The organism is Pseudomonas sp. (assembly GCF_051660785.1).
Lineage (GTDB): Bacteria > Pseudomonadota > Gammaproteobacteria > Pseudomonadales > Pseudomonadaceae > Aquipseudomonas.
In genome coordinates, this window is record NZ_JBOFQE010000085.1 from 47,501 (window position 1) to 69,656 (window position 22,156).

The 22,156-nt window shown below is 60.3% G+C and carries 22 protein-coding genes; 15 read left to right on the forward strand and 7 right to left on the reverse strand.

Features of this window, described 5'->3' with window-relative positions; translation table 11 throughout:
* The first annotated feature begins 135 nt into the window (after window positions 1-135).
* Window positions 136-354, forward strand: coding sequence for a hypothetical protein (locus ACRC4F_RS22580; protein ID WP_438661342.1), 219 nt, complete (start codon window positions 136-138; stop codon window positions 352-354).
* 9 nt (window positions 355-363) lie between these two features.
* Window positions 364-933: a hypothetical protein gene (locus ACRC4F_RS22585; protein ID WP_438661343.1), complete on the forward strand. Its 570-nt coding sequence runs from the start codon at window positions 364-366 to the stop codon at window positions 931-933.
* A 47-nt stretch (window positions 934-980) separates the two neighbouring features.
* On the opposite strand, the gene ACRC4F_RS22590 is transcribed toward ACRC4F_RS22585, so the two are convergent.
* Window positions 981-2,297, reverse strand: coding sequence for a bifunctional DedA family/phosphatase PAP2 family protein (locus ACRC4F_RS22590; protein WP_438661344.1), 1,317 nt, complete (start codon window positions 2,295-2,297; stop codon window positions 981-983).
* Window positions 2,273-2,926: a DNA-3-methyladenine glycosylase gene (locus ACRC4F_RS22595; RefSeq protein WP_438661345.1), complete on the reverse strand. Its 654-nt coding sequence runs from the start codon at window positions 2,924-2,926 to the stop codon at window positions 2,273-2,275. The genes ACRC4F_RS22590 and ACRC4F_RS22595 overlap by 25 nt, the downstream gene beginning before the upstream one ends.
* A 189-nt stretch (window positions 2,927-3,115) precedes the next feature.
* Here ACRC4F_RS22595 and ACRC4F_RS22600 point away from each other — a divergent pair, with 189 nt between their 5' ends.
* From ACRC4F_RS22600 to ACRC4F_RS22660, 13 genes are all read left to right on the forward strand, one after another.
* The gene (locus tag ACRC4F_RS22600) at window positions 3,116-4,387 is read left to right on the forward strand and encodes a glutamate-5-semialdehyde dehydrogenase (RefSeq protein ID WP_438661346.1); all 1,272 of its coding nucleotides are present in this window, start codon (window positions 3,116-3,118) and stop codon (window positions 4,385-4,387) included.
* 1 nt (window position 4,388) lies between these two features.
* A complete protein-coding gene (gene nadD, locus ACRC4F_RS22605; protein WP_438661347.1) occupies window positions 4,389-5,078 on the forward strand; it encodes a nicotinate-nucleotide adenylyltransferase in 690 nt (229 codons plus the stop codon).
* Window positions 5,079-5,150: 72 nt separating this feature from the next.
* Window positions 5,151-5,645, forward strand: coding sequence for a ribosome silencing factor (gene rsfS / locus ACRC4F_RS22610; protein ID WP_438661348.1), 495 nt, complete (start codon window positions 5,151-5,153; stop codon window positions 5,643-5,645).
* Window positions 5,646-5,654: 9 nt separating this feature from the next.
* Window positions 5,655-6,122 (forward strand): 23S rRNA (pseudouridine(1915)-N(3))-methyltransferase RlmH, encoded by a 468-nt coding sequence (gene rlmH / locus ACRC4F_RS22615; RefSeq protein WP_007937439.1) that lies wholly within the window; start codon window positions 5,655-5,657, stop codon window positions 6,120-6,122.
* 10 nt (window positions 6,123-6,132) lie between these two features.
* Window positions 6,133-8,028 carry a penicillin-binding protein 2 gene (gene mrdA / locus ACRC4F_RS22620; protein WP_438661349.1) on the forward strand — a complete coding sequence of 632 codons (1,896 nt, stop codon included), beginning with the start codon at window positions 6,133-6,135 and terminating at the stop codon, window positions 8,026-8,028.
* 31 nt (window positions 8,029-8,059) lie between these two features.
* Window positions 8,060-9,163 (forward strand): rod shape-determining protein RodA, encoded by a 1,104-nt coding sequence (gene rodA, locus ACRC4F_RS22625; RefSeq protein ID WP_438661385.1) that lies wholly within the window; start codon window positions 8,060-8,062, stop codon window positions 9,161-9,163.
* Window positions 9,164-9,180: 17 nt separating this feature from the next.
* Window positions 9,181-10,191 (forward strand): lytic murein transglycosylase B, encoded by a 1,011-nt coding sequence (gene mltB / locus ACRC4F_RS22630; RefSeq protein ID WP_438661350.1) that lies wholly within the window; start codon window positions 9,181-9,183, stop codon window positions 10,189-10,191.
* The gene (locus tag ACRC4F_RS22635) at window positions 10,191-11,204 is read left to right on the forward strand and encodes a septal ring lytic transglycosylase RlpA family protein (protein ID WP_438661351.1); all 1,014 of its coding nucleotides are present in this window, start codon (window positions 10,191-10,193) and stop codon (window positions 11,202-11,204) included. The genes mltB and ACRC4F_RS22635 overlap by 1 nt, the downstream gene beginning before the upstream one ends.
* A 182-nt stretch (window positions 11,205-11,386) precedes the next feature.
* Entirely contained in the window at window positions 11,387-12,544 is a 1,158-nt protein-coding gene (locus tag ACRC4F_RS22640; protein ID WP_403102620.1) for a D-alanyl-D-alanine carboxypeptidase family protein, read from the forward strand.
* Window positions 12,545-12,624: 80 nt separating this feature from the next.
* On the forward strand, window positions 12,625-12,900 hold the full coding sequence (locus tag ACRC4F_RS22645) for a DUF493 domain-containing protein (RefSeq protein WP_008152827.1): 276 nt from the start codon (window positions 12,625-12,627) through the stop codon (window positions 12,898-12,900).
* A complete protein-coding gene (gene lipB / locus ACRC4F_RS22650) occupies window positions 12,900-13,547 on the forward strand; it encodes a lipoyl(octanoyl) transferase LipB (RefSeq protein WP_097089339.1) in 648 nt (215 codons plus the stop codon). Before ACRC4F_RS22645 ends, lipB begins: the two co-directional genes overlap by 1 nt.
* A 1-nt stretch (window position 13,548) precedes the next feature.
* Complete coding sequence (lipA, locus tag ACRC4F_RS22655; protein ID WP_374039725.1) at window positions 13,549-14,574, forward strand: lipoyl synthase; 1,026 nt, start codon at window positions 13,549-13,551, stop codon at window positions 14,572-14,574.
* A gap of 162 nt (window positions 14,575-14,736) precedes the next feature.
* Window positions 14,737-15,687 (forward strand): S66 peptidase family protein, encoded by a 951-nt coding sequence (locus ACRC4F_RS22660; RefSeq protein WP_438661352.1) that lies wholly within the window; start codon window positions 14,737-14,739, stop codon window positions 15,685-15,687.
* 106 nt (window positions 15,688-15,793) lie between these two features.
* Here the strand turns inward: ACRC4F_RS22660 and ACRC4F_RS22665 are convergent, their stop codons facing one another.
* From ACRC4F_RS22665 to leuS, 5 genes are all read right to left on the reverse strand, one after another.
* A complete protein-coding gene (locus ACRC4F_RS22665; RefSeq protein WP_438661353.1) occupies window positions 15,794-17,116 on the reverse strand; it encodes a lytic murein transglycosylase in 1,323 nt (440 codons plus the stop codon).
* Window positions 17,117-17,178: 62 nt separating this feature from the next.
* Window positions 17,179-17,343, reverse strand: a complete 165-nt coding sequence (arfA, locus tag ACRC4F_RS22670) for an alternative ribosome rescue factor ArfA (protein WP_065908951.1) — start codon at window positions 17,341-17,343, stop codon at window positions 17,179-17,181.
* A 233-nt stretch (window positions 17,344-17,576) separates the two neighbouring features.
* Window positions 17,577-18,614: a DNA polymerase III subunit delta gene (gene holA / locus ACRC4F_RS22675; protein ID WP_438661354.1), complete on the reverse strand. Its 1,038-nt coding sequence runs from the start codon at window positions 18,612-18,614 to the stop codon at window positions 17,577-17,579.
* A gap of 39 nt (window positions 18,615-18,653) precedes the next feature.
* On the reverse strand, window positions 18,654-19,259 hold the full coding sequence (locus ACRC4F_RS22680; RefSeq protein WP_438661355.1) for an LPS-assembly lipoprotein LptE: 606 nt from the start codon (window positions 19,257-19,259) through the stop codon (window positions 18,654-18,656).
* An 89-nt stretch (window positions 19,260-19,348) separates the two neighbouring features.
* Window positions 19,349-21,955, reverse strand: coding sequence for a leucine--tRNA ligase (gene leuS / locus ACRC4F_RS22685; RefSeq protein WP_438661356.1), 2,607 nt, complete (start codon window positions 21,953-21,955; stop codon window positions 19,349-19,351).
* Window positions 21,956-22,156 lie beyond the last annotated feature (201 nt).

The window sequence follows — 22,156 nt, forward strand, 5'->3', positions numbered from 1 at the left end:
TGATTTGATCTTCAGTTTGATTTGTTTTGCTAATTGTTTTTTATGTTTTGTATTGGTTTGGCCGAGTATGCTTGTTGTGTTTTATTGAGGGTTTGTTTAGATTTCTAGCGATATATTTTATAGGGGTTGTTTTTAATGACGATCTACGAAGATGAATGGGCTTTTTGGGGTGATATTGTAGGTCGTTATATTTTGAAGCATGCGGCCATTGATAATAACGTTGATAAAGTTGTTGATGCGGCAGGCGTCCATGCAGACTTGATGGTACTTGAGCGCCGCAAGCGCAAGCGTGTCAGGCTTCCCGCACAAGATTCGGCTGTTGCGCCGCAAGCCACTACCGCCAGCAGTATTTGAGGGGTTTATATGTCGCTGATGAATAATAACAACGCGTTCACGGCTAATCTTTACGTTAATGGATTGCCTTTGGTTCTTAATCAGCAACGCTTGAAGTTGCGATTGCGCGACCCGCGAATAACAAGGCGCGAACGCCTTGAAGTCGACATTGCGCTGGCAGACAGGGAGAGTCCGAAGATGGTGACGGTGGCCGATCATGAGGATGATAAGCCGTTGCTACTGATATTTGCTCCCGAGGGTGACAAATACATTGTGCAGGCGGTACTACGAGGCGCGTATGATGGTTTTCAACTGAAAATAGAGGCGGGGACACATCATCTATCGGTGACTGATGGCGTTGGTTCTTACTTTTCGATAAGAAAGCACGGAGTGGAAAGGGCCGTGTATAAAGATTTCGATGCCGGCCCTGTGTATATGAATTTGGTAAGCGAGGAAAATGGTCGGGCATTGTATCGGGCCGATGATAAGGGGCGCGTTCACTTCAAGAATGTAGATCCCAATACCACCGGTCACAATGCCTACAATAACGATCCCGTCAGTTTTGTTTTAAAGATTGTCGACAAGCCCGTTCAGGACTAAAAGATAATTGCCTGTGCATGCGGACAGATTCTGCCTGCATGCGTCGGTTAATAGGCGTACCGCAACATTGCATGCGGTAAATGCCTTAGCGCAAAGAACCCGAATAACGCCACCAAGGCCGGCAACACCAGCCACCAGACTTTTGGCGGCATGGCGTTAAGTGGCGTTTGACGCTGGCTCAGCCACAGGCTCGCTGCACAGACACACGCCGCCAACATTGCGCCGGCCAGTACATCCGTCGGCCAGTGCGCGCCCAGGTACACCCGCGACAGGGCAATCGCCAGCGCCGGCAGACAAGCCAGCAGCAACCAGGTCAGGCGCATCCGCGGCGGCTGTCCGCGACCGGCCAGTACGGCAAGCGTCAGGAACAACGCGAAGGAACCCGAGGCGTGGCCGCTGGGCATGCTGTAGCTGGTCAGCGGATCGCTCAATACTTCCGGGCGCACGCGGGCGAAAAATTGTTTGGTGAACGTGTTGCCGAGTGCGGTGAAGAGCAGGGTGCCGCCGGCGAAAATCGCCTGGCGCCACTGCCGGGTGAGCAGCAGCAAACCGGTCAGCAGGGAGCTGAATATCAGCATGTTGCGGAATTCGCCGATCAGCGTGAAGGTGACGGCTACTTCATCGAGCATCGGGCTGCGGTGTTCCTGCACCAGGGCCATCACCCCTTGATCGAGCGCAGTCAGGTGCGGGTAGCCGATAAACAGCCCCGCCAGAATCAACAGGCCGAGGCCGGCTATATAGGCGGTGGCGTGGCGATGGCGGCGCATGCTGCTGGTAATGCTCAAGCCCACCATGACGGCGATGCTGCCAGCGACGATGCCTGCCTCTGGCCAGAACCCGTCGGGCAATGGCAAGCGAATCGCCGCGCCCGTTGCCCAGCCAGGCAGCAAATAGGCGACGCTCCAGCCCGCGGCGGCCAGCAAGCTGACAGCGGCGAAGCGCGGAAACGGCATGTCGAACATCCCGGCGACCATTGGCAGCATCGGGCGTAGCGGGCCGATAAAGCGTCCAACCAGCAGGCTGGCAATGCCGTAGCGCTGGAAATACGCCTCGGCGCTGGCGATCCATTCCGGATGATGGCGCAACCCTGGCAGGCGCCGGATGTTCTGGTGGAAATGTCGACCGATGAAATACGAAACGATGTCGCCCAGCACGCCGGCGACGAAGCCCAGCAACAGCGTTTCGCTCAATGACAGCGCGCCGCTGCCGGCCAGTACCGCCACGCCGAACAGCAACACCGTGCCCGGCACGATCAAGCCGGCAATCGCCAGGCATTCCACGAACGCCACGATGAACACCGCCGCGGCCAGCCATTGCGGATTAGCCGCCAGCCAACCGGTCACGCTATCGAGCCATGGGCCCATAAAAACAACTCCCTCTGATGTTCAATTGGTCCCGAAAGGTGCGCACGCAACCTTCCAGGCACCACAAGTCCCCTGTAGGAGCGAGCCGGCTCCGGGCCGACGTCTTCGACCAGCAACACCTCATGGTCAAAACGCTTGGCGTCCCAGACCGGCACCTTCAAGCCTAGCGACTTGCAGAGCAACGTCTGGCCGGCGCAGAGCTTTTGCGACGGGCGAGGGCGGCCTTGGGCATCGGGATTGTTCAACAACATCTGCGCCAGGCTCGCCGGCCCGCTCAGCACATCGACCCATGGATAGGCGGACTTGATCAGTACCGCGTTGCCCGGGCCCTGGGCACTGAAATTCAGGGAATCACCACCGCGGGCGTAATACATATAGATGTGCCCGCCATCCAGAAACAAAGCCTTACGCTTTTCTGTGTAGCCAAGGGAGGCGTGGCTGCCTTTTTCTTCGCAGTAATAAGCTTCGGTTTCGATAATCCGGGCGCTGAGCCACAGATCTCCGACCCGGTGGCGGATGACCTTGCCGAGTAAATCCCGGGCCAGGGTTTGCGCGTCTCGGTCGAAAAACGCGTCCGGAAGCCCCGTGGGCAGGCTTGCAGCGGACGCTTGAACAGTCAGGTTGGACATGATGAACGGTGTTTATCAAGGCTGATTGAGTCGTGATGATAACAATTTGCAGCTTAATCCCGGCTGAACGTCGGCAAATTGCCCTCCATTTCGACCATCCGCCCGTCACCGCTGTTAGTCCCGGGACGCGACAGCTATAATCTGCCGCTTTACTCTTTACCAAGACCTTAGCAAAGACCACCACAGACAATGACTGAGTCCGTTCTTGACTACATGACCCGCCTGGGTCGCGCCGCCCGTGAGGCTTCTCGCGTCATTGGCCGCGCCAGCACTGCGCAGAAAAACCGCGCGTTGCAGGCTGCTGCCAATGCGCTGGACGCTGCACGCGCCGAGTTGACGGCTGCCAATGAACTGGATTTGGCCGCAGGTCGTGCCAATGGTCTTGAGCCGGCATTGCTTGAGCGTCTGGCACTGACCCCGGAACGCATCGACGGCATGATCGTCGGTTTGCGTCAGGTGGCGGCATTGCCGGACCCGGTCGGCGCGATTCGCGACATGAGTTTCCGGCCTTCGGGCATTCAGGTCGGCAAGATGCGTGTGCCGTTGGGCGTGATCGGGATCATCTACGAATCCCGGCCGAACGTGACCATAGACGCTGCGAGCCTGTGCCTGAAGTCCGGTAACGCGACCATCCTGCGTGGCGGTTCCGAGGCGATTCATTCCAACCGCGCCATAGCTGCCTGCATTCAACGGGGTCTGGCCGAGGCCGAATTGCCCGCCGCCGTAGTGCAAGTGGTCGAAACCACTGACCGTGCCGCCGTTGGCGCCTTGATCACCATGCCTGAATACGTCGACGTCATCGTGCCCCGCGGTGGCCGTGGCTTGATCGAACGCGTCAGCCGCGACGCTCGCGTACCGGTCATCAAGCACCTGGACGGCATTTGCCACGTCTACGTCAGCGCCCATGCCGACCTGCCGAAAGCCCAGCGCATCGCCTTTAACGCCAAGACTTACCGTTACGGCATCTGCGGCGCCATGGAAACGCTGCTGGTGGATCAAGCCGTTGCCAGGGATTTCCTGCCACCGATGGCTGCACAGTTCCGCGAAAAAGGCGTTGAACTGCGTGGTTGCGAACGCACCCGGGCGATCATCGAGGCTGTCGCGGCAACAGAGGAAGACTGGAACACCGAATACCTGGCGCCGATTCTCTCGATCCGCGTGGTCGACGGTCTGGACCAGGCCATCGAACACATCAATCAGTACGGCTCGCATCACACCGACTCGATTGTCAGCGAAAACCTCGCCGACACGCGGCGTTTTGTGGCGGAAGTCGATTCATCGTCGGTGATGATCAACACGCCGACCTGCTTCGCCGATGGCTTTGAATACGGATTGGGTGCCGAGATTGGCATTTCTACTGATAAGCTGCACGCCCGCGGCCCGGTGGGCCTCGAAGGTCTGACCTGCGAGAAGTACATCGTGGTCGGTGATGGCCAGTTGCGCGGCCAGGCGTCGGTCTGACTTGGGCGACCTCAAAACGTCAGCCCCGCCAACCGCCATCGAGCCTGCACCTCGACGCATTGGCGTGCTGGGCGGGACTTTCGACCCGGTGCACATCGGCCATTTGCGCGGTGCGCTGGAAGTCGCCGAATCGCTGGCGCTTGATGAATTACGCCTGACACCCAGTGCCAGGCCGCCACATCGCGGTACGCCGCAGGTGTCGGCGACGGACCGTCTGGCGATGGTCGAGTGCGCGGTGGCCGGTGTGGCGCCGTTGGTGGTGGACGCCCGCGAATTGCAGCGGGACAAACCGTCCTACACCATCGACACCCTGGAACTGATGCGCGCCGAGCTGGCCGCCTTCGACCAGGTTTTTCTACTTTTGGGCTGGGACGCATTTTGCGGCCTGCCCACTTGGCACCGCTGGGAAGAGTTGCTCCAGCATTGCCACATCCTGGTGCTGCAACGCCCGGATGCCGACAGCGAACCGCCGGATGCCTTGCGCAATCTGTTGGCGGCACGCTCGGTGAGCGACCCGCTGGCCCTCAAAGGGCCGAGCGGACAGATTGCATCCGTCTGGCAGACGCCGCTCGCGGTATCCGCCACCCAGATCCGTCAACTGCTGGCCAGCGGTAAGTCGGTACGTTTCCTGGTGCCCGACGCGGTCCTGGCCTACATCGATGCGCACGGACTCTATCGTGCGTCGAACTGAAAAAGGGTGCGCTTCAAGGCGCGTGAATGCGTGTATCGAAGCGCCCGAACATACGAGCAAAACGAGTTTTATATGACGAACAAAGACGTAACTAAAGTAAAGCGCAAAGGCACATTCAAGAGCGCCCCGCTGCCAGTAGAAGCTCCAACCGGCCCTGAGCTGGCGGGTGAAGAACTGGTCAAGGTTGCCGTGGCAGCCCTGGAAGACGTGAAGGCCCAGGACATTCAGGTCATCGACGTTCGTGAAAAGCAGAGCATCACTGACTTCATGATCATCGCCACCGGTACGTCCAACCGCCAGATCGGCGCGATGCTGGACAAGGTCCGTGAGGCCGTCAAAGCCCAAGACGTCAAGCCATTGGGTGAAGAAGGCAAGGGCGACAGCGACTGGGTGCTGCTGGATATGGATGACGTCATCGTTCACATGATGACCGCCTCGGCTCGCCAGTTCTACGACCTGGAGCGCCTGTGGGCCGGTGCCGAGCAGAGCCGTTCGGCCAGCGCTGCGCATCACAGCCCGGAAAACACCCATGAGCACTTCACCAAGCTCAACAAAGACCAGCAATAAGGGACCGCTGTGCGACTGCGACTGATCGCCGTCGGTTCACGCATGCCCAAGTGGGTGGAAGAAGGCTGGCATGAATATGCCAAGCGTCTTCCGTCCGAGCTGGCGCTGGAACTGGTGGAAATACCGCTCAACACCCGTGGCAAGAACGCCGACGTGGCACGCTTCATCCGTCAGGAAGGCGAAGCCATGCTGGCCAAGGTCGGGCCGAATGAGCGTGTTGTGACCCTCGAAGTCCACGGCAAGCCCTGGAGCACCGAGCAGTTGGCGGTCGAGCTCGATCGCTGGCGGCTGGACTCGCGCACGGTGAATTTCATGGTCGGCGGCCCCGAAGGGCTGGCGCCGGAAGTGTGTGCGCGGGCCGATCAGCGCTGGTCGTTGTCGCCGTTGACGTTGCCGCACCCGCTGGTGCGGATTTTGATCGGCGAACAGCTGTACCGTGCCTGGACAGTCTTGTCCGGCCACCCTTACCACAAGTAGTTCTGCCCTCATGCCTCAGCCGATCCGCATCAAGGACCACGAAAAAGACGCCCGTCTGGTGCGTGGCCGCGTCGTGTTCGGTGCCATTGCGGTGGTGTTGCTGATCTGCGTGCTGATCGCGCGGCTGTATTTCCTCCAGGTGATTCAGTATGAGTACCACTCGACCCTGTCGGAAAACAACCGCGTCCATGTGCAGCCGATTCCGCCGACGCGCGGGCTGATCTTTGACCGCAATGGCGTGGTGGTGGCCGATAACCGGCCCAGCTTCAGCCTGAGCATGACTCGCGAACGGTCCGGCGACTGGCAGCAAGTGCTCGATGTGATCGTCGAAGTGCTGGAGCTGACACCGGAAGATCGGGTGATCTTCGAAAAACGCATGCGTCAGGGGCGTCGGCCGTTCGAGCCGGTGCCGATCCTGTTCGAGCTGACTGAAGAGCAGATCGCCCGGATTGCCGTGAATCAATTCCGTCTGCCGGGCGTGGAAGTGGTCGCGCAGTTGGTGCGTCACTACCCGCAGGGCGCGCACTTTGCGCACTCGGTGGGTTACATGGGGCGGATCAACGAGAAAGAGCTGAAGTCGCTCGATCCGGTCAATTACAGCGGCACCCACCACATCGGCAAAACCGGCATCGAGCGTTTCTACGAGCCCGAGCTGCACGGCCAGGTGGGTTACGAAGAAGTCGAAACCAACGCTCGGGGCCGCGTGCTGCGCGTGCTCAAGCGTACCGATCCGATTCCCGGCAAGGACATCGTCCTGAGCCTGGACATCAAACTGCAGGAAGCGGCCGAAGCGGCACTCGGCGGTCGTCGTGGCGCGGTGGTGGCGCTGGACCCGAAAACCGGCGAAGTACTGGCCATGGTCAGCCAGCCGAGTTTCGATCCAAATCTGTTCGTCACCGGCATCAGCTTCAAGGCCTATTCCGAGTTGCGCGACTCGATCGACCGGCCGCTGTTCAACCGCGTGCTGCGTGGTCTGTACCCGCCAGGTTCGACCATCAAGCCGGCGGTGGCGATTGCCGGTCTGGATTCGGGCGTCGTGACCGCATCGACCCGGGTCTTCGACCCCGGTTATTACCAACTGCCCAACTACGATCACAAATACCGTAACTGGAACCGCACCGGCGACGGCTATGTGGACCTGGACACGGCGATCATGCGGTCCAACGACACCTACTTCTATGACCTGGCCCACAAACTGGGGATCGATCGGTTGTCGGCGTACATGGGCAAGTTCGGGATCGGCCAGAAGGTCTCCCTGGATATGTTCGAAGAATCGCCAGGGCTGATGCCGTCCCGCGAGTGGAAACGCGCGACCCGTCGCCAGGCCTGGTTCCCGGGTGAAACGCTGATTCTGGGGATCGGTCAGGGCTACATGCAGTCCACGCCGCTGCAACTGGCCCAGGCCACGGCGCTGGTGGCCAACAAAGGCATCTGGAACCGTCCGCACCTGGCCAAGACCGTCGAAGGCGAGCGGCCGAAGGATGAAAACCCGATGCCGGACATCGTTTTGCGCGACCCGTCCGACTGGACCAAGGTCAATCACGGCATGCAGCAGGTGATGCACGGTGCCCGTGGTACGGCGCGCAAGGCATCGATCGGCGCTCAATACCGGATTGCCGGCAAAAGTGGTACGGCCCAGGTGGTCGCGATCAAGCAGGGCGAGAAGTACGACCGGTCCAAGGTTCAGGAGCGTCATCGTGACCACGCCTTGTTCGTCGGCTTCGCGCCGGCCGACAACCCGCAAATCGTGGTGTCGGTGATGGTCGAGAACGGCGAGTCCGGTTCCGGCGTCGCCGCGCCTGTGGTGCGTCAGGTCATGGATGCCTGGCTGCTGGACCAGGACGGTCGTTTGAAAGCCGAATACGCCAGCCCTATCAGTGCGGAGGCTACGGCCCGTGAAGAGTAATTTCGATCGCATCCTCTCCAGCGAGGATGTGATGCGTCGCCGCGCGACGCTGTTGCAACGCATGCACATCGACGGCCCGTTGCTGATCCTGCTGCTGACCCTCGCGGCGGGCAGCCTGTTCGTGCTGTATTCGGCCAGTGGCAAGAGCTGGGACCTGCTGGCCAAGCAGGCCACCTCGTTCGGCATCGGCCTGGTGTCGATGATCGTCATCGCCCAGTTCGAGCCGCGTTTCATGGCTCGCTGGGTGCCGGTCGGTTACGTGATCGGCGTGCTGCTGCTGGTGGTGGTGGACGTCATGGGCCATAACGCCATGGGCGCCACACGCTGGATCAACATTCCGGGGGTGATCCGCTTCCAGCCCTCGGAATTCATGAAGATCCTGATGCCGGCAACCATCGCCTGGTATTTGTCCAAGCGCACCTTGCCGCCCCAGCTCAAGCATGTGGGCGTCAGTCTGTTCCTGATCGGCTTGCCCTTTATCCTGATCGTGCGTCAGCCCGACCTCGGCACTTCGCTGCTGATCCTCGCTGGTGGCGCTTTCGTATTGTTCATGGGTGGTCTGCGCTGGCGCTGGATCATGAGCGTGCTGGCCGCCGCCGTGCCGGTGGCGGTGGCGATGTGGTTCTTCATCATGCATGACTACCAGAAGCAGCGAATCCTGACGTTCCTTGACCCGGAGAGCGATCCGCTCGGCACCGGCTGGAACATCATTCAGTCGAAAGCGGCCATCGGTTCCGGCGGGGTGTTCGGCAAAGGCTGGCTGCTCGGCACCCAGTCGCACCTGGACTTCCTGCCGGAAAGCCACACCGACTTCATTATTGCGGTGATGGGCGAAGAATTCGGCCTGGTGGGCATTTGCGCACTGCTGCTGATTTACCTGTTGCTGATCGGTCGAGGGCTGGTAATTACCGCCCAGGCCCAGACATTGTTCGGCAAATTGCTCGCGGGCGCCCTGACCATGACGTTTTTTGTTTACGTTTTCGTCAACATCGGTATGGTCAGTGGCCTGTTGCCGGTCGTGGGGGTGCCGTTGCCGTTCATTAGCTACGGAGGAACTTCGCTGGTAACGCTGCTGTCAGCGTTTGGGGTTTTGATGTCGATCCATACCCATCGTAAGTGGATCGCACAGGTTTGAATAAGGTGAAGATGTCAATGCAAGTAATGCGTGGCTGGGCGACTCGATACGCGCCATGGGTCGGCCTGGTAAGCATCCTTGGCACAACGCAGGACGCGTTGGCCGGCGATTACGAAGGCTCACCCCAGGTGGCCGAATTCGTCGGTGAAATGACCCGCGACTACGGTTTTGCCGGTGAACAGCTGATGGGCGTGTTCCGCGAAGCCGAGCGCAAGCAGTCGATTCTGGACGCGATCTCGAAGCCTGCCGAACGGGTCAAGCAGTGGAACGAATATCGCCCGATGTTCATCACCGACGCGCGCATCGCACGTGGTGTGGACTTCTGGCGTCAGCACGAGGCGGTACTGGCCCGTGCCGAGCAGGAATATGGAGTGCCGGCGCAGGTGATCGTCTCGATCATCGGTGTTGAGACCTTTTTCGGCCGCAATACCGGCAATTTCCGGGTGATCGATGCCTTGTCCACCTTGGGTTTCGACTATCCTCCCCGTGCCGAATTCTTCCGCAAGGAATTGCGTGAATTCTTGTTGCTGGCCCGTGAGGAACAGGTCGATCCGCTGACCCTCAAGGGCTCCTACGCCGGCGCAATGGGTTTGCCGCAGTTCATGCCGAGCAGCTTTCGCGCCTACGCCGTGGACTTCGACGGTGACGGCCACATTAATATCTGGACCAACCCGGACGATGCCATTGGCAGCGTCGCGAGTTACTTCAAGCGTCACGGCTGGGTTGCTGGCGAACCGGTGGTCAGTCGCGCCGCTGTGCGTGGCGAGCAAGTGGATGAAGGTTTGACGACGGGCATCGAGCCGACTAAAACGGTCGGGGAGTTGCGAGCCTTGGGCTGGTCGAGTCATGATGCGCTGCGCGATGATATGCCGGTCACGGCTTTCCGCCTGGAAGGTGACAATGGCCCCGAATACTGGATGGGCCTGAAGAATTTTTACGCAATCACGCGTTATAACCGCAGCGTGATGTACGCCATGGCGGTACATCAACTGTCTGAACAGCTGGTCCAAGCACGGGGCGTCAAGTAATGCGGGCATTGCCTATGAATAAACCCCTGAAGCTGATGGCTTTCGCCGCGTTGGCGGTGCTGGTCGCCAGTTGTTCGACCAGTCGCGCGCCAGCTCAGAAGTCCTCATCCACCGCCGTGCGCTCGACGCCCGGGCTGGACATCAACCGCGCTCACAAAGATGGCGCGCCGTGGTGGGACGTCGACGTATCGCGCATCCCGGATGCCACGCCGACCCTGCACTCCGGCCCTTATAAAGCCAACCCGTACACCGTGCTGGGCAAGACCTACTTTCCGTTGCAGGAATCCAGGACCTATGTCGCCTCGGGCACGGCGTCCTGGTACGGCACCAAATTCCACGGTCAGAACACCGCCAATGGCGAGGTGTATGACCTTTACGGCATGAGTGCCGCTCACAAGACATTGCCACTGCCAAGTTACGTTCGGGTGACCAACCTGGACAACAACAAGAGCGTGATCCTGCGGGTCAACGATCGCGGACCGTTCTACTCGGATCGCATCATCGACTTGTCCTACGCTGCCGCGAAAAAACTCGGTTATGCCGAAACCGGCACCGCGCGGGTCAAGGTCGAGGGCATCGATCCCCAACAGTGGTGGGCACAAAAGGGCCGTCCGGCGCCTTTGATGCTCAACGAGCCGCAAGTAGCGCAAAATGCCGCGCCGACGATTACCGCTTCAGCCGGCACCGTCGAGCAATGGACGCCACCGCCGCAGCAACACGCAGCGGCCGTTGTGCCCGTGCAGATTGATGCAAAAAAAAACGCTTCTGTACCAGCCTCTGGCCAGTATCTGCAGGTGGGCGCGTTCGCCAACCCGGACGCTGCAGAACTCCTGAGATCGAAGCTCAGCGGGATGGTGAGCGCTCCGGTGTTCATCAGCTCGATCGTGCGCAATCAACAGACCCTGCACCGGGTTCGCCTGGGGCCGATCGGCTCGCCGGGTGAAATCCAGCAAGTGCAAAACAGCGTGCGCCTGGCCAATCTCGGTTCGCCGAGCGTGGTCACCGCCGAATAATACGTAGTACTTGATTGAGGGTTCGCTTGCGGTCTGGGGGGCGAATCTGGTTGTTGGCTCGTTGAAGAACAAAAGCCCGGCAAGGGTTCTGAGTGAACGACTGAACACGCGATGGCCCGTCAGAAGGTCATCTAGATTAGTTTTGCCCTCGGGCAGTTTCCATTAGCGATTTCGAGAGACGGATGAACATCACCACCTTTGCCAAACGCCTGTGCCTTCTAGTCCCGCTGCTCCTTTCGCCTGCGGCTTTCGCAGTCGAGATGATGCCGTCGCCGCCACAACTGGCCGCCAAAGCCTATGTGCTCATGGATGCCAGCAGCGGCAACGTGCTGGTCGAGAACAACGGTGACCAGCGTCTGCCGCCTGCCAGCCTGACCAAGCTGATGACCGCGTATATCGCGACCCTGGAAATCCGTCGCGGCCAGATCGGCGAAAACGATCCGGTGACCGTCAGCGAAAACGCCTGGCGCACCGGCGGTTCGCGGATGTTCATCAAGGTCGGCTCGCAAGTCACTGTCAGCGACCTGCTGCACGGCATCATCATTCAGTCGGGCAACGACGCCAGTGTTGCGCTTTCCGAGCACATCGCCGGCAGCGAAGACGCGTTCGCCGACATGATGAACAAAACCGTGGCCGACCTGGGCATGACCAACAGCCACTTCATGAACCCGACCGGTCTGCCGAACCCTGAGCACTACTCGTCGGCTCACGACATGGCCGTGCTGGCTCGCGCGATCATCCACGAAGACCCGGCTCACTACGCGATCTACTCGCAGAAAGAGTTCTTCTGGAACGGCATCAAGCAACCTAACCGCAACCTGCTGCTGTGGCGTGACAAGACCGTCGACGGTCTGAAAACCGGTCACACCGACGAAGCCGGCTACTGCATGGTGTCTTCGGCCGTACGTGACGGCATGCGCCTGATCGCCGTGGTGTTCGGCACCAACAGCGAAGTGGCCCGCGCCTCTGAAACCCAGAAGCTGCTGACCTACGGTTTCCGCTTCTTCGAAACCCAGACCTTCTATCAGAAAGGCGCCGAGCTGGCTCAGGCCCCTGTCTGGAAGGGCAGCACCAATCAAGTCAAGGCCGGCCTGGCTCAAGACCTGACCATGACCCTGCCAAAAGGCCAGCTGAAAAAGCTCGCCGCCAGCATGACCATGAACCCGCAACTGGTTGCGCCAATCGCCAAGGGCGACGTGATCGGTAAAGTCGAAGTGAAACTGGACGACAAAGTGGTGCACAGCGCCGACCTGATCGCCCTGGACGCTGTCGAGGAGGGTGGTATCTTCCGCCGCATGTGGGATAGCATCCGTCTATTCTTCTACGGCTTGTTCAACTGAATTAGTGTGGACTTGCATGGCCCCGTTCCAATCCGGAGCGGGGCCATGTCCGTTGCCACGGCTTACGAGGCCGTTACGCCATGACAGATACCGAAGTAAAGGCGCCAAAGATCGAATTCCCCTGCGCGGATTACCCAATCAAGGTGATCGGCGATACTGGCGTGGGTTTCAAGGACAAGATCATTGCAATCCTTGAGAAACACGCGACCGTTGACCACAAGACCCTGGCCGAGCGCCAGAGCACCAACGGCAAGTACACGACCATCCAGTTGCACATCATCGCCACCGGTCAAGAACAGCTGTACGACATCAACAGCGAGTTGCGGGCTACCGGTTTCGTGCACATGGTGCTGTGATGCCGGGCACGCTGGGCTTTCGCGAGCTCGGCCAGATGGCTTACGAGCCCGTCTGGCATGCCATGCAGCGCTTCACCAACGAGCGCGGAAGCGATGCCGCGGACGAAATCTGGCTGGTCGAACACCCTCCGGTGTTCACGCAAGGCCAGGCTGGCAAGGCCGAGCACTTGCTGCTGCCGGGGGATATCCCGGTGGTGCAGGTCGATCGCGGTGGTCAGGTGACTTACCACGGTCCGGGCCAATTGGTGGCCTATCTGTTGCTCGACGTGCGCAAGCTCGGTTTTGGTGTGCGTGACCTGGTCACCCGCATGGAACACTGCCTGATCGAACTGTTGGCCAGCTACGGCGTGACCGCTGCTGCCAAGCCTGATGCGCCAGGTGTCTACGTCGACGGGGCGAAAATCGCGTCTTTGGGTCTGCGGATCCGCCACGGTTGTTCCTTTCATGGCCTGGCCTTGAACGTGGACATGAACCTGGAACCGTTTCGACGGATTAATCCCTGCGGTTACGCCGGGCTGGCGATGACCCAGCTGAGCGATCACGCAGGATCGATTGAATTTGCCGAGGTAAGTGCCCGGCTGCGCGCGCAGCTCGTCAAACACCTCGACTATGCTGAGCAGACGACCCTAACGGGCGGAATCGACTGATATGACTACTGATGCAGTGCAAACCATGATCCCGACGCTCGATGTAACCGAGCGTCCGGCCCCGCGTGCCAAGGTTGAAGCCGGCGTCAAGCTGCGCGGCGCCGAGAAGGTTGCACGCATCCCGGTAAAGATCATTCCGACCACCGAACTGCCGAAGAAGCCTGACTGGATCCGCGTACGCATCCCGGTTTCCCCGGAAGTCGACCGCATCAAGGCCCTGCTGCGCAAACACAAACTGCACAGCGTCTGCGAAGAAGCGTCCTGCCCGAACCTGGGCGAGTGCTTCTCCGGCGGCACCGCGACCTTCATGATCATGGGCGATATCTGCACCCGTCGCTGCCCGTTCTGCGACGTGGGCCACGGTCGTCCGAAACCACTGGACACCAACGAGCCGGAAAGCCTGGCCATTGCCATTGCCGACCTGAAACTCAAGTACGTGGTGATCACCTCGGTTGACCGCGACGACCTGCGTGACGGCGGTGCCCAGCACTTTGCCGACTGCATCCGCGAGATCCGCAAACTGTCGCCGAACGTGCAGCTCGAAACCCTGGTCCCGGATTACCGGGGCCGCATGGACGTCGCGCTGGAAATCACCGCCGCCGAGCCACCGGATGTGTTCAACCACAATCTGGAAACCGTACCGCGCCTGTACAAGGCTGCGCGTCCGGGTTCGGACTACCAGTGGTCGCTGACCCTGCTGCAACGCTTCAAGCAGATGATGCCGCACATCCCGACCAAGTCCGGCCTGATGCTGGGTCTGGGCGAAACCGACGAAGAAGTCATCGAAGTCATGAAGCGCATGCGCGAACACGACATCGACATGCTGACCCTGGGTCAATACCTGCAACCGTCCCGCAGCCACTTGCCGGTTCAGCGTTTTGTGCACCCTGACGTGTTCGCCTGGTTTGCCGAGGAAGGTTACAAGATGGGCTTCAAAAACGTCGCTTCCGGCCCGCTGGTACGTTCCTCGTATCACGCCGACGAGCAGGCGAAGCTGGTCAAAGCTGAATTGATGTCGTCTCTGTAACAAAACGCCCGCAAGGTTTTTCAGCCTTGCGGGCGTTTTTATTGGTCGTGCCTACGGCCACTACAGTCTTTTCCTGCAACCTGCGGGGCGACTGATCCTCTTCTGTTTGTCCCCGTTCCTGACTACTGTGTGCTGAAGCTTTTCGCGCAGGGAGATTCATGGATGACCGTTCGACCCACTCACACGCTGTTTCCTCACTCACCGGTTCCGGCCTTGCCTTCGCAAGGGCTGATCGGCGTCATTGCGCCTGCCGGCCCTGCCGGGCTGGACACCGATAAGGCTGTTGCCTGGATGCGCGCTCGCGGTTATGCGCTGCGGGTGTTTCCCGGGGTCTACGAACAGGATGGCTACCTGGCCGGCAGTGACGACGTGCGGCTCAATGACTTGCACGCGGCGTTTGCCGACACCGAAGTCGACGCGATCATTTGTCTGCGCGGCGGTTATGGCACACCCCGTTTGCTCGATCGCATCGATTTCGAATTGCTGCAGAACAATGCCAAGCCGTTCATCGGCTACAGCGACATCACGGCGCTGCATCTGGCGATCAGCCGTTATGCCGGTTTCGTGACCTTTCATGGTCCACTGCTCAATGCCGATTTGCTGGGCGAGAAGCAAAAGCCGACCGAGTCATCGTTTTTCAACATGCTCAGGGGGCAGGTGAGGGCGGGTAGCGTGCTTTCGCACCCGGTGGCTTTCCCGCTGACCACGATTGAGCCAGGCGTCGCTCACGGGCGTTTGCTCGGGGGCAATCTGTCGATGATTGCCGCAACCATGGGCACACCTTACGAACTGGACGCCGAGGGCGTGATTCTGTTTATCGAGGATATCAACGAGCCGTTGTATCGCGTCGATCGGTTGCTGACTCATCTGCGTCTGGCCGGCACGCTGGGCAAGTTGCGCGGGGTACTGGTGGGGGATGTGGCGGGGGTTGATGCCGTTGCGCTGGAGCGTTTGCTCAAGCAGACATTCGAGCCGCTGCGGATTCCGGTGCTGGCCGGGTGGCGCAGCGGTCATTGCGATCCGAACCTGACGTTGCCGATGGGCGCGCTGGTTCGATTGGATGCGGGGAAGAAGGAGTTGGTGTTGGAGCAGGATGTTGTAATCAAGCGGTAGTTTGTTAGCTCTGATAGTCAATCATCGTCGGAACGCCGCCCGGAGCAAGCCCGCTCCCACAGGGTTTGCGAATAACCTGTGGGAGCGTGGCTTGCCCGCGATGCTTTTAGCGGCTGCGCAGGCCTTCGAGCAGCTTGTGCGTCGGATAACCATCTGCAGGCCAGCCAAACGACTGCTGTGCACTGCGAATCGCCTTGCGCGTATTAGCGCCGATAATGCCGTCAGCAGTGCCCGCATCGTAGTTCTGCGCACTCAGCAGGCTTTGCAGTTCGATCCGCTCGGTACGGCTCAACGGCAAATCATCTTTTGGCCAGGTGCCGTTGATCAGGCCGCCACCATTGAATCGCTCGGACAACAGGCTCACCGCCAATGCGTAAGACGACGAGTTGTTGTATTTGAGGATCGCACGGAAGTTGTCGAGCACCAGGAACGCCGGGCCACGGTAACCGGCCGGCAGCAGCAGGGCGGCGGACAGGTGTTCGGAGCCCGCTGGAACCTGGGCGCCATTGGCCAGCGAGACACCTAACTGTTGCCATTCAGCGACACTCTTGCGAATCGTGCCGTCGGCCAGAACGTAGTTGAAGCTACCCGGCAGCTGCACTTCAAAGCCCCACGGCTGGCCTCTCTGCCAGCCGGAGCTTTGCAGGTAGTGCGCCGTCGAGGCCAAGGCATCGGCGGGGCTGTTCCAGATGTCGCGGCGGCCGTCACCATCGAAGTCCACGGCGTGGGTGTTGTAGGTGGTCGGAATGAATTGGGTCTGGCCCATGGCGCCGGCCCAGGAGCCGAGCATTTTATCCGGCTCGATATCGCCTTGTTGCAGAATTTGCAGGGCGGCAATCAGTTGCGCATGAGCAAAGCCTGGACGCCGGCCTTCGTAAGCAAGGGTCGCCAGGGAGTTGATCACGGACTTGTTGCCCTGGAACTGACCGAAGTTACTTTCCATGCCCCACACCGACACCAATGCCTGGCGATCGACGCCGTAACGCTGTTCGATGCTTTGCAGGATGTCGGCGTATTGGCTGACCAGCGCCTGACCTTTGCGTACCCGCAGCGGCGACAGGGCGCCGTCGAGGTACTCCCACACCGGGCGGGAGAATTCGGGTTGGCTGCGATCGGCACGGATCACGCTGGTGTCCAGGCTGACATTGGCGAACGCGCGGTCGAACAGATCGGCGCGGATACCGGCGGCCAGCGCGTCTTTGCGGAAACCCGCCTGCCATTCGGCAAAGGTCTGAGTGGGCTGGATGTCGAGGTTTTCACCGGTCGGCACCACGGGCGGAATGACCGCAGGGGCTGTCGCGACGGTACGGGTCTGAAGCGGCTGGGCGTCAGCGGCGGTCGGTTTTTCCGCGCAGGCGACAAGCAAAATGAGGCTGGAGGCAGCGATCAGTTGGCGCAGGGGCCAACGACGGGAAAGACAAAGGGGCATGCACAGGTCCAGGGAATACGAATCAGGTGCAGACCTTAACATGTTGAGCGATGGCTTGCCTTTCAGGCCGCCAGAAAGTAAGAAGCCTCCCAGCTATTAGACTGGAAGGCTTCGCGGCGGTAGCTGCCTTTGCCCTTGCCGGCTCGTTCCTGACGGCTGCGGAACAATGGCTGGGCGATGATGGATTTGGCCTTGTTGGGGCCATGCCTGGATGGCTTTTTGCTCATGATCAGATCTCTCGATTGAGTGGGTTTTGCGGGGGGAATAATCTGCCGAAGTTAGGGTTCTGTCTAGACCCCACAATGCGTAGGAAACGATACCTGTGGCGAGGGAGCTTGCTCCCGTTCGGCTGCGCAGCAGTCGTAAAACGGATAGCGGAGGAGTATCTGCAGAAGCACGGTGACCGGTTTCAGGGTCGCTTCGCGCCCCAGCGGGAGCAAGCTCCCTCGCCACAAAAAACTCACTCGGCGGGCAACGACAATCTCTGCCCGGCCATCAACAACGACAATCGACTCAAACTCATCCACGGCGACCCGGCGGCCTGGCCCTTGATCTGCGCATCAATGCGCTGCGCTTCCAGCAACAACTGCGCCCAGCGTTGCGCCGGGTAGCGTTGCAGGGCTTTGCTCATCAGTGGTTTGCGCTTGTCCCAGACCGGCGGTCGGGCCTGGCTGAAGGCTTTGTCCAGTGGCACACCCTGGCTGTACTGCAGCGAAAGGTTGGCCAGCAGGCGCAGCTCCCGGGCCAGCGCCCAGAGAATCACCGGTGGTTCGACACCTTCACCGCGCAGCCCTTCGAGGATACGCAGGGCATGGGCGGCTTCGCCGTTAAGAATCGCGTCGGTCAAGCCAAAGACATCGAAGCGCGCACTGTCGGCCACTGCCGCTTGCACGGTTTCGACAGTGATCTGGCCGCCTTCGGCCATCAGCTTGAGCTTTTCGATTTCCTGGGCGGCGGCCAGCAGGTTGCCTTCGACCCGCGCAGCAATCAGTTCCACGGCGTCCTGGCTGGCGGAAAGCCCGGCTTGGGACAACCGTTGGCGAATCCAGCTCGGCAACTGGTTGGCATCCACCGGCCAGATCTGCACGAACTGCGTCTGCGCTCCTTCGACCAGTGCCTTGCCCCACTTGGTTTTCTGCGCACTGCCATCCAGCTTGGGCAAGCTGATCAACAGTACCGTGTCTTCGGCCGGACGCGAGCAGTATTCAATGAGCGCGGCGGCACCTTTGTCACCCGGTTTGCCGGACGGCAGACGCAGTTCCAACAGGCGCTTTTCGGCGAACAACGACATGCTCGCGCCGGCTTGCAGCAGCGTCCCCCAGTCGAAACTGGCGTCGGCGGCGAAGACCTGGCATTCGTCGAAACCCTGTTGGCGAGCGGCGGCACGGATGGCGTCGGCGGCTTCCTGACACAGCAACGGGTCATCACCACTGATGATGTAGACCGGCGCGAGGGTGCCTTGCAGGTGCTTGGCGAGTTGGGCGGGGGCGAGTTTCATAAGAGAGGGCGAACGGGGCGCCTGAGCGCCCCGTAAGTCTTATTGCTGCGGGATTTCGATGGGCGACTGACGCGGGGTTTCCGCTTCAGCTTTCTGCGCCGCTTCCAGTGCCTGGGCTTCGGCTTTTGCCTTGGCGTCGGCGGTCTGTTGCAGTTGCTCCAACTGAGTCGGAGAGAGCTGTGACAGGCGCAGCATCATGCGTTGAACCAGCTCGCGACGGGTTTCTGCGCGGGCAGTGTTGGCTTCTTGATCGGAGCCCACCAGGTTGTTGCCGTCGTGGATAAAGATCTTCTGCACTTCGAGCTTGTCGCTCAGCAGTGGCAAGTCTCGCGCACCACGGATGTCGTAGCTCAGTACAGTGCTCACCTGATATTCGCCAGTACGGCCGGCACCGGCGTAGCTGAGGATGCGCTGGCTTTCCTGCTCATCCGTCAACACAAGCTTGTACGGAGCGCCGGTGTAAACCTTGACGCCGCTGCTTTGCAGCACCTGACGCAATTGCGTCACGGTTTCGCCGTAGGCGTTGCGGGCGCTCAGGTCGAGCTCCCTGATCGCCAGTTCATTGGTGCCGGTGCCGCGCAGCTGGAAACCGCAGGCGCTCAACAGGACCGCAAGGCCCATCACCAGCAAATTGCGTTTGATCATCTTGTTGCTCCCCTTGAAACCATGTGGGCCGATCGTGCGGCCCGAAAGGTTTTACTCGGCGCCAGGCTTACCTGGCGCCTGATCCAATTTTAGCTGGCGACGATATTGACCAGTTTCCCGGGCACTACGATCACTTTACGAATAGTCAGGCCGTCGACGAAGCGCAGCACGTTCTCGTTGACTCGAGCAGCGGCTTCGACTTCTTCACGAGTCGCGGTGGCCGGCATTTCGATCTGGCCGCGCAGCTTGCCATTGACCTGGATGACCAGCGTCAGGCTGTCCTGCACCAGCGCGGTTTCGTCCACCACCGGCCAGCCGGCGTCAATTACCGGGTCTGCATGACCCAATTGATGCCACAGCTCGTGGCTGATGTGCGGGGTGATCGGAGCCAGCAGCAACGTCACGGCTTCCAGGCCTTCGTGAACCAGAGCGCGATCCTGTTCGGTGCCTTGCGCGGCTTTTTCCAGCACGTTCATCAGCGTCATCACCTGGGCGATGGCGGTGTTGAATTTGTGATTCTGGCCGACGTCGTGGCTGGCTTGCTTGATAGCCAGATGGATCGAGCGTCGAACGGCTTTTTGCTCGTCGTTCAGGCTGGCGACGTCCAGTTTGCCCGGCAAGCCCTGTGTGACGTGCGCTTGAGACAGACGCCAGACGCGTTTGAGGAAGCGGTGCGAACCCTCTACGCCGGAGTCGGACCATTCCGCGCTCATGTCGGGTGGCGAGGCGAACATCATGAACAGGCGGCAGGTGTCAGCGCCGAACTGGTCGATCATCGACTGAGGGTCGACGCCGTTGTTCTTCGACTTGGCCATCTTCTCGGTGCCGCCGATTTCCACCGGCAGGCCGTCCGCAATCAGCTTCGCGCTGATAACCTTGGCCTTGCTGTCGCGTTCGAGTTCGACGTCCGCCGGGTTGAACCAGGTGTAAGCACCGTTGGCTTCGCGACGATAGTAAGTCTCGGCGATTACCATGCCTTGGGTCAGCAGGTTCTTGAACGGCTCGTTGGAGCTCACCAGGCCTTCGTCGCGCATCAGCTTGTGGAAGAAGCGCGCGTAGAGCAGGTGAAGAATCGCGTGTTCGATACCGCCGATGTACTGATCAACCGGCAGCCAGTGGTCGGCCGCGGATTTTTCCACCAGGCCACCTTCATAGTGCGGCGAGGCGTAACGGGCGTAGTACCACGAGGACTCGACGAAGGTGTCCATGGTGTCGGTTTCACGCTTGGCAGGCTGGCCGCATTTCGGGCAGCTGCATTCGTAGAACTCGGGCATGCGCGCCAGCGGCGAACCGGCGCCGTCCGGCACCACGTCTTCAGGCAGAACGACGGGCAGTTGATCTTCCGGCACCGGCACGTCGCCGCAGGTGGTGCAGTGAATGATCGGGATCGGGCAGCCCCAGTAGCGCTGACGGCTGATGCCCCAGTCGCGCAGGCGGAACTGGGTACGGGAGGCGCCAAGGCTCTTCTTGATCAGCGCAACTTCAATGGCGTCGAACGCGCCGGCGAAGTCCAGGCCGTCGAAGTCACCGGAGTTGATCAGCGTACCGTGTTCGCCGTAGGCGTCTTGCCACGGGGCCGGGTTGGTCTCGCCGGAGCTGGTGCGCACCACGGACTTGATCGGCAGGTTGTACTTGTGAGCGAACTCGAAATCACGTTCGTCGTGCGCCGGTACAGCCATGACCGCGCCATCGCCGTAGTGCATCAGCACATAGTTGGCGACCCACACCGGGAGTTTCTCACCGGTCAGCGGGTGCTCGACGAACAGGCCGGTCGGCAGGCCTTTTTTCTCTTGGGTGGCGACGTCCGCTTCGGCAACGCTGCCGCCCTTGCATTCGGCGATGAACGCTTGCAGCTCAGGATTGTTCTGCGCAGCCAGGGAGGCCAGATGGTGCTCGGCGGCCACCGCAACGTAGGTTGCGCCCATCAGGGTGTCCGGACGGGTGGTGAAGACTTTCAGTGCGCCGGTTTCGCCGATGGAATCGACGTTGTACGGGAACTGCACTTCCATGCCGCGGGATTTGCCGATCCAGTTGCGCTGCATGGTCTTGACCTGTTCAGGCCAGCCAGTCAATTCGTCGAGGCTCTCCAGCAGCTCATCCGCGTAGGCGGTGATCTTGAAGTAGTACATCGGGATTTCGCGCTTTTCGATCAGCGCGCCGGAACGCCAACCGCGACCGTCGATCACTTGCTCGTTGGCCAGGACGGTCTGGTCGACCGGGTCCCAGTTCACGGTGCCGCTTTTCTTGTAGATCACGCCTTTTTCGAACAGGCGAGTGAACAGCCATTGTTCCCAGCGATAGTAATCAGGCTTGCAGGTAGTCACCTCGCGGGACCAGTCCACCGCCAGGCCCAGGCTGCGCAGCTGGGTTTTCATGTAGGCGATGTTTTCGTAGGTCCATTTGGCAGGCGCTACGTTGTTCTTCATCGCGGCGTTTTCCGCCGGCATGCCGAAGGCGTCCCAACCCATGGGTTGCAGGACATTCTTGCCTTGCATGCGCTGGTAACGGGAGATCACGTCACCGATGGTGTAGTTGCGCACGTGCCCCATGTGTAGCTTGCCGCTGGGGTAAGGGAACATCGACAGGCAGTAGAAAGTCTCCTTGCCTGGCTGTTCACTGACTTCAAAGGACTTTTGCTCGTCCCAGAACGACTGGGCGGCGGCTTCGATTTCACGGGGCTGATATTGTTCGTGCATGGCTACTTTTGAACTGAATAGGGGTGGCCTAATCCTCTTCAATGCAACGCTGGACGGTGATCACGCCAAATCGGCGTTTCGGTGCCCAGACGAGCTGGAAGTGGAGTTACAGGAAGCGCCGTAGCATACATGACCGCACTCTACCGAGGGAAACCCTGATTGCTGCCGCGCGTCTTGCGAAAACCGCTGCGAGGGCCGTTG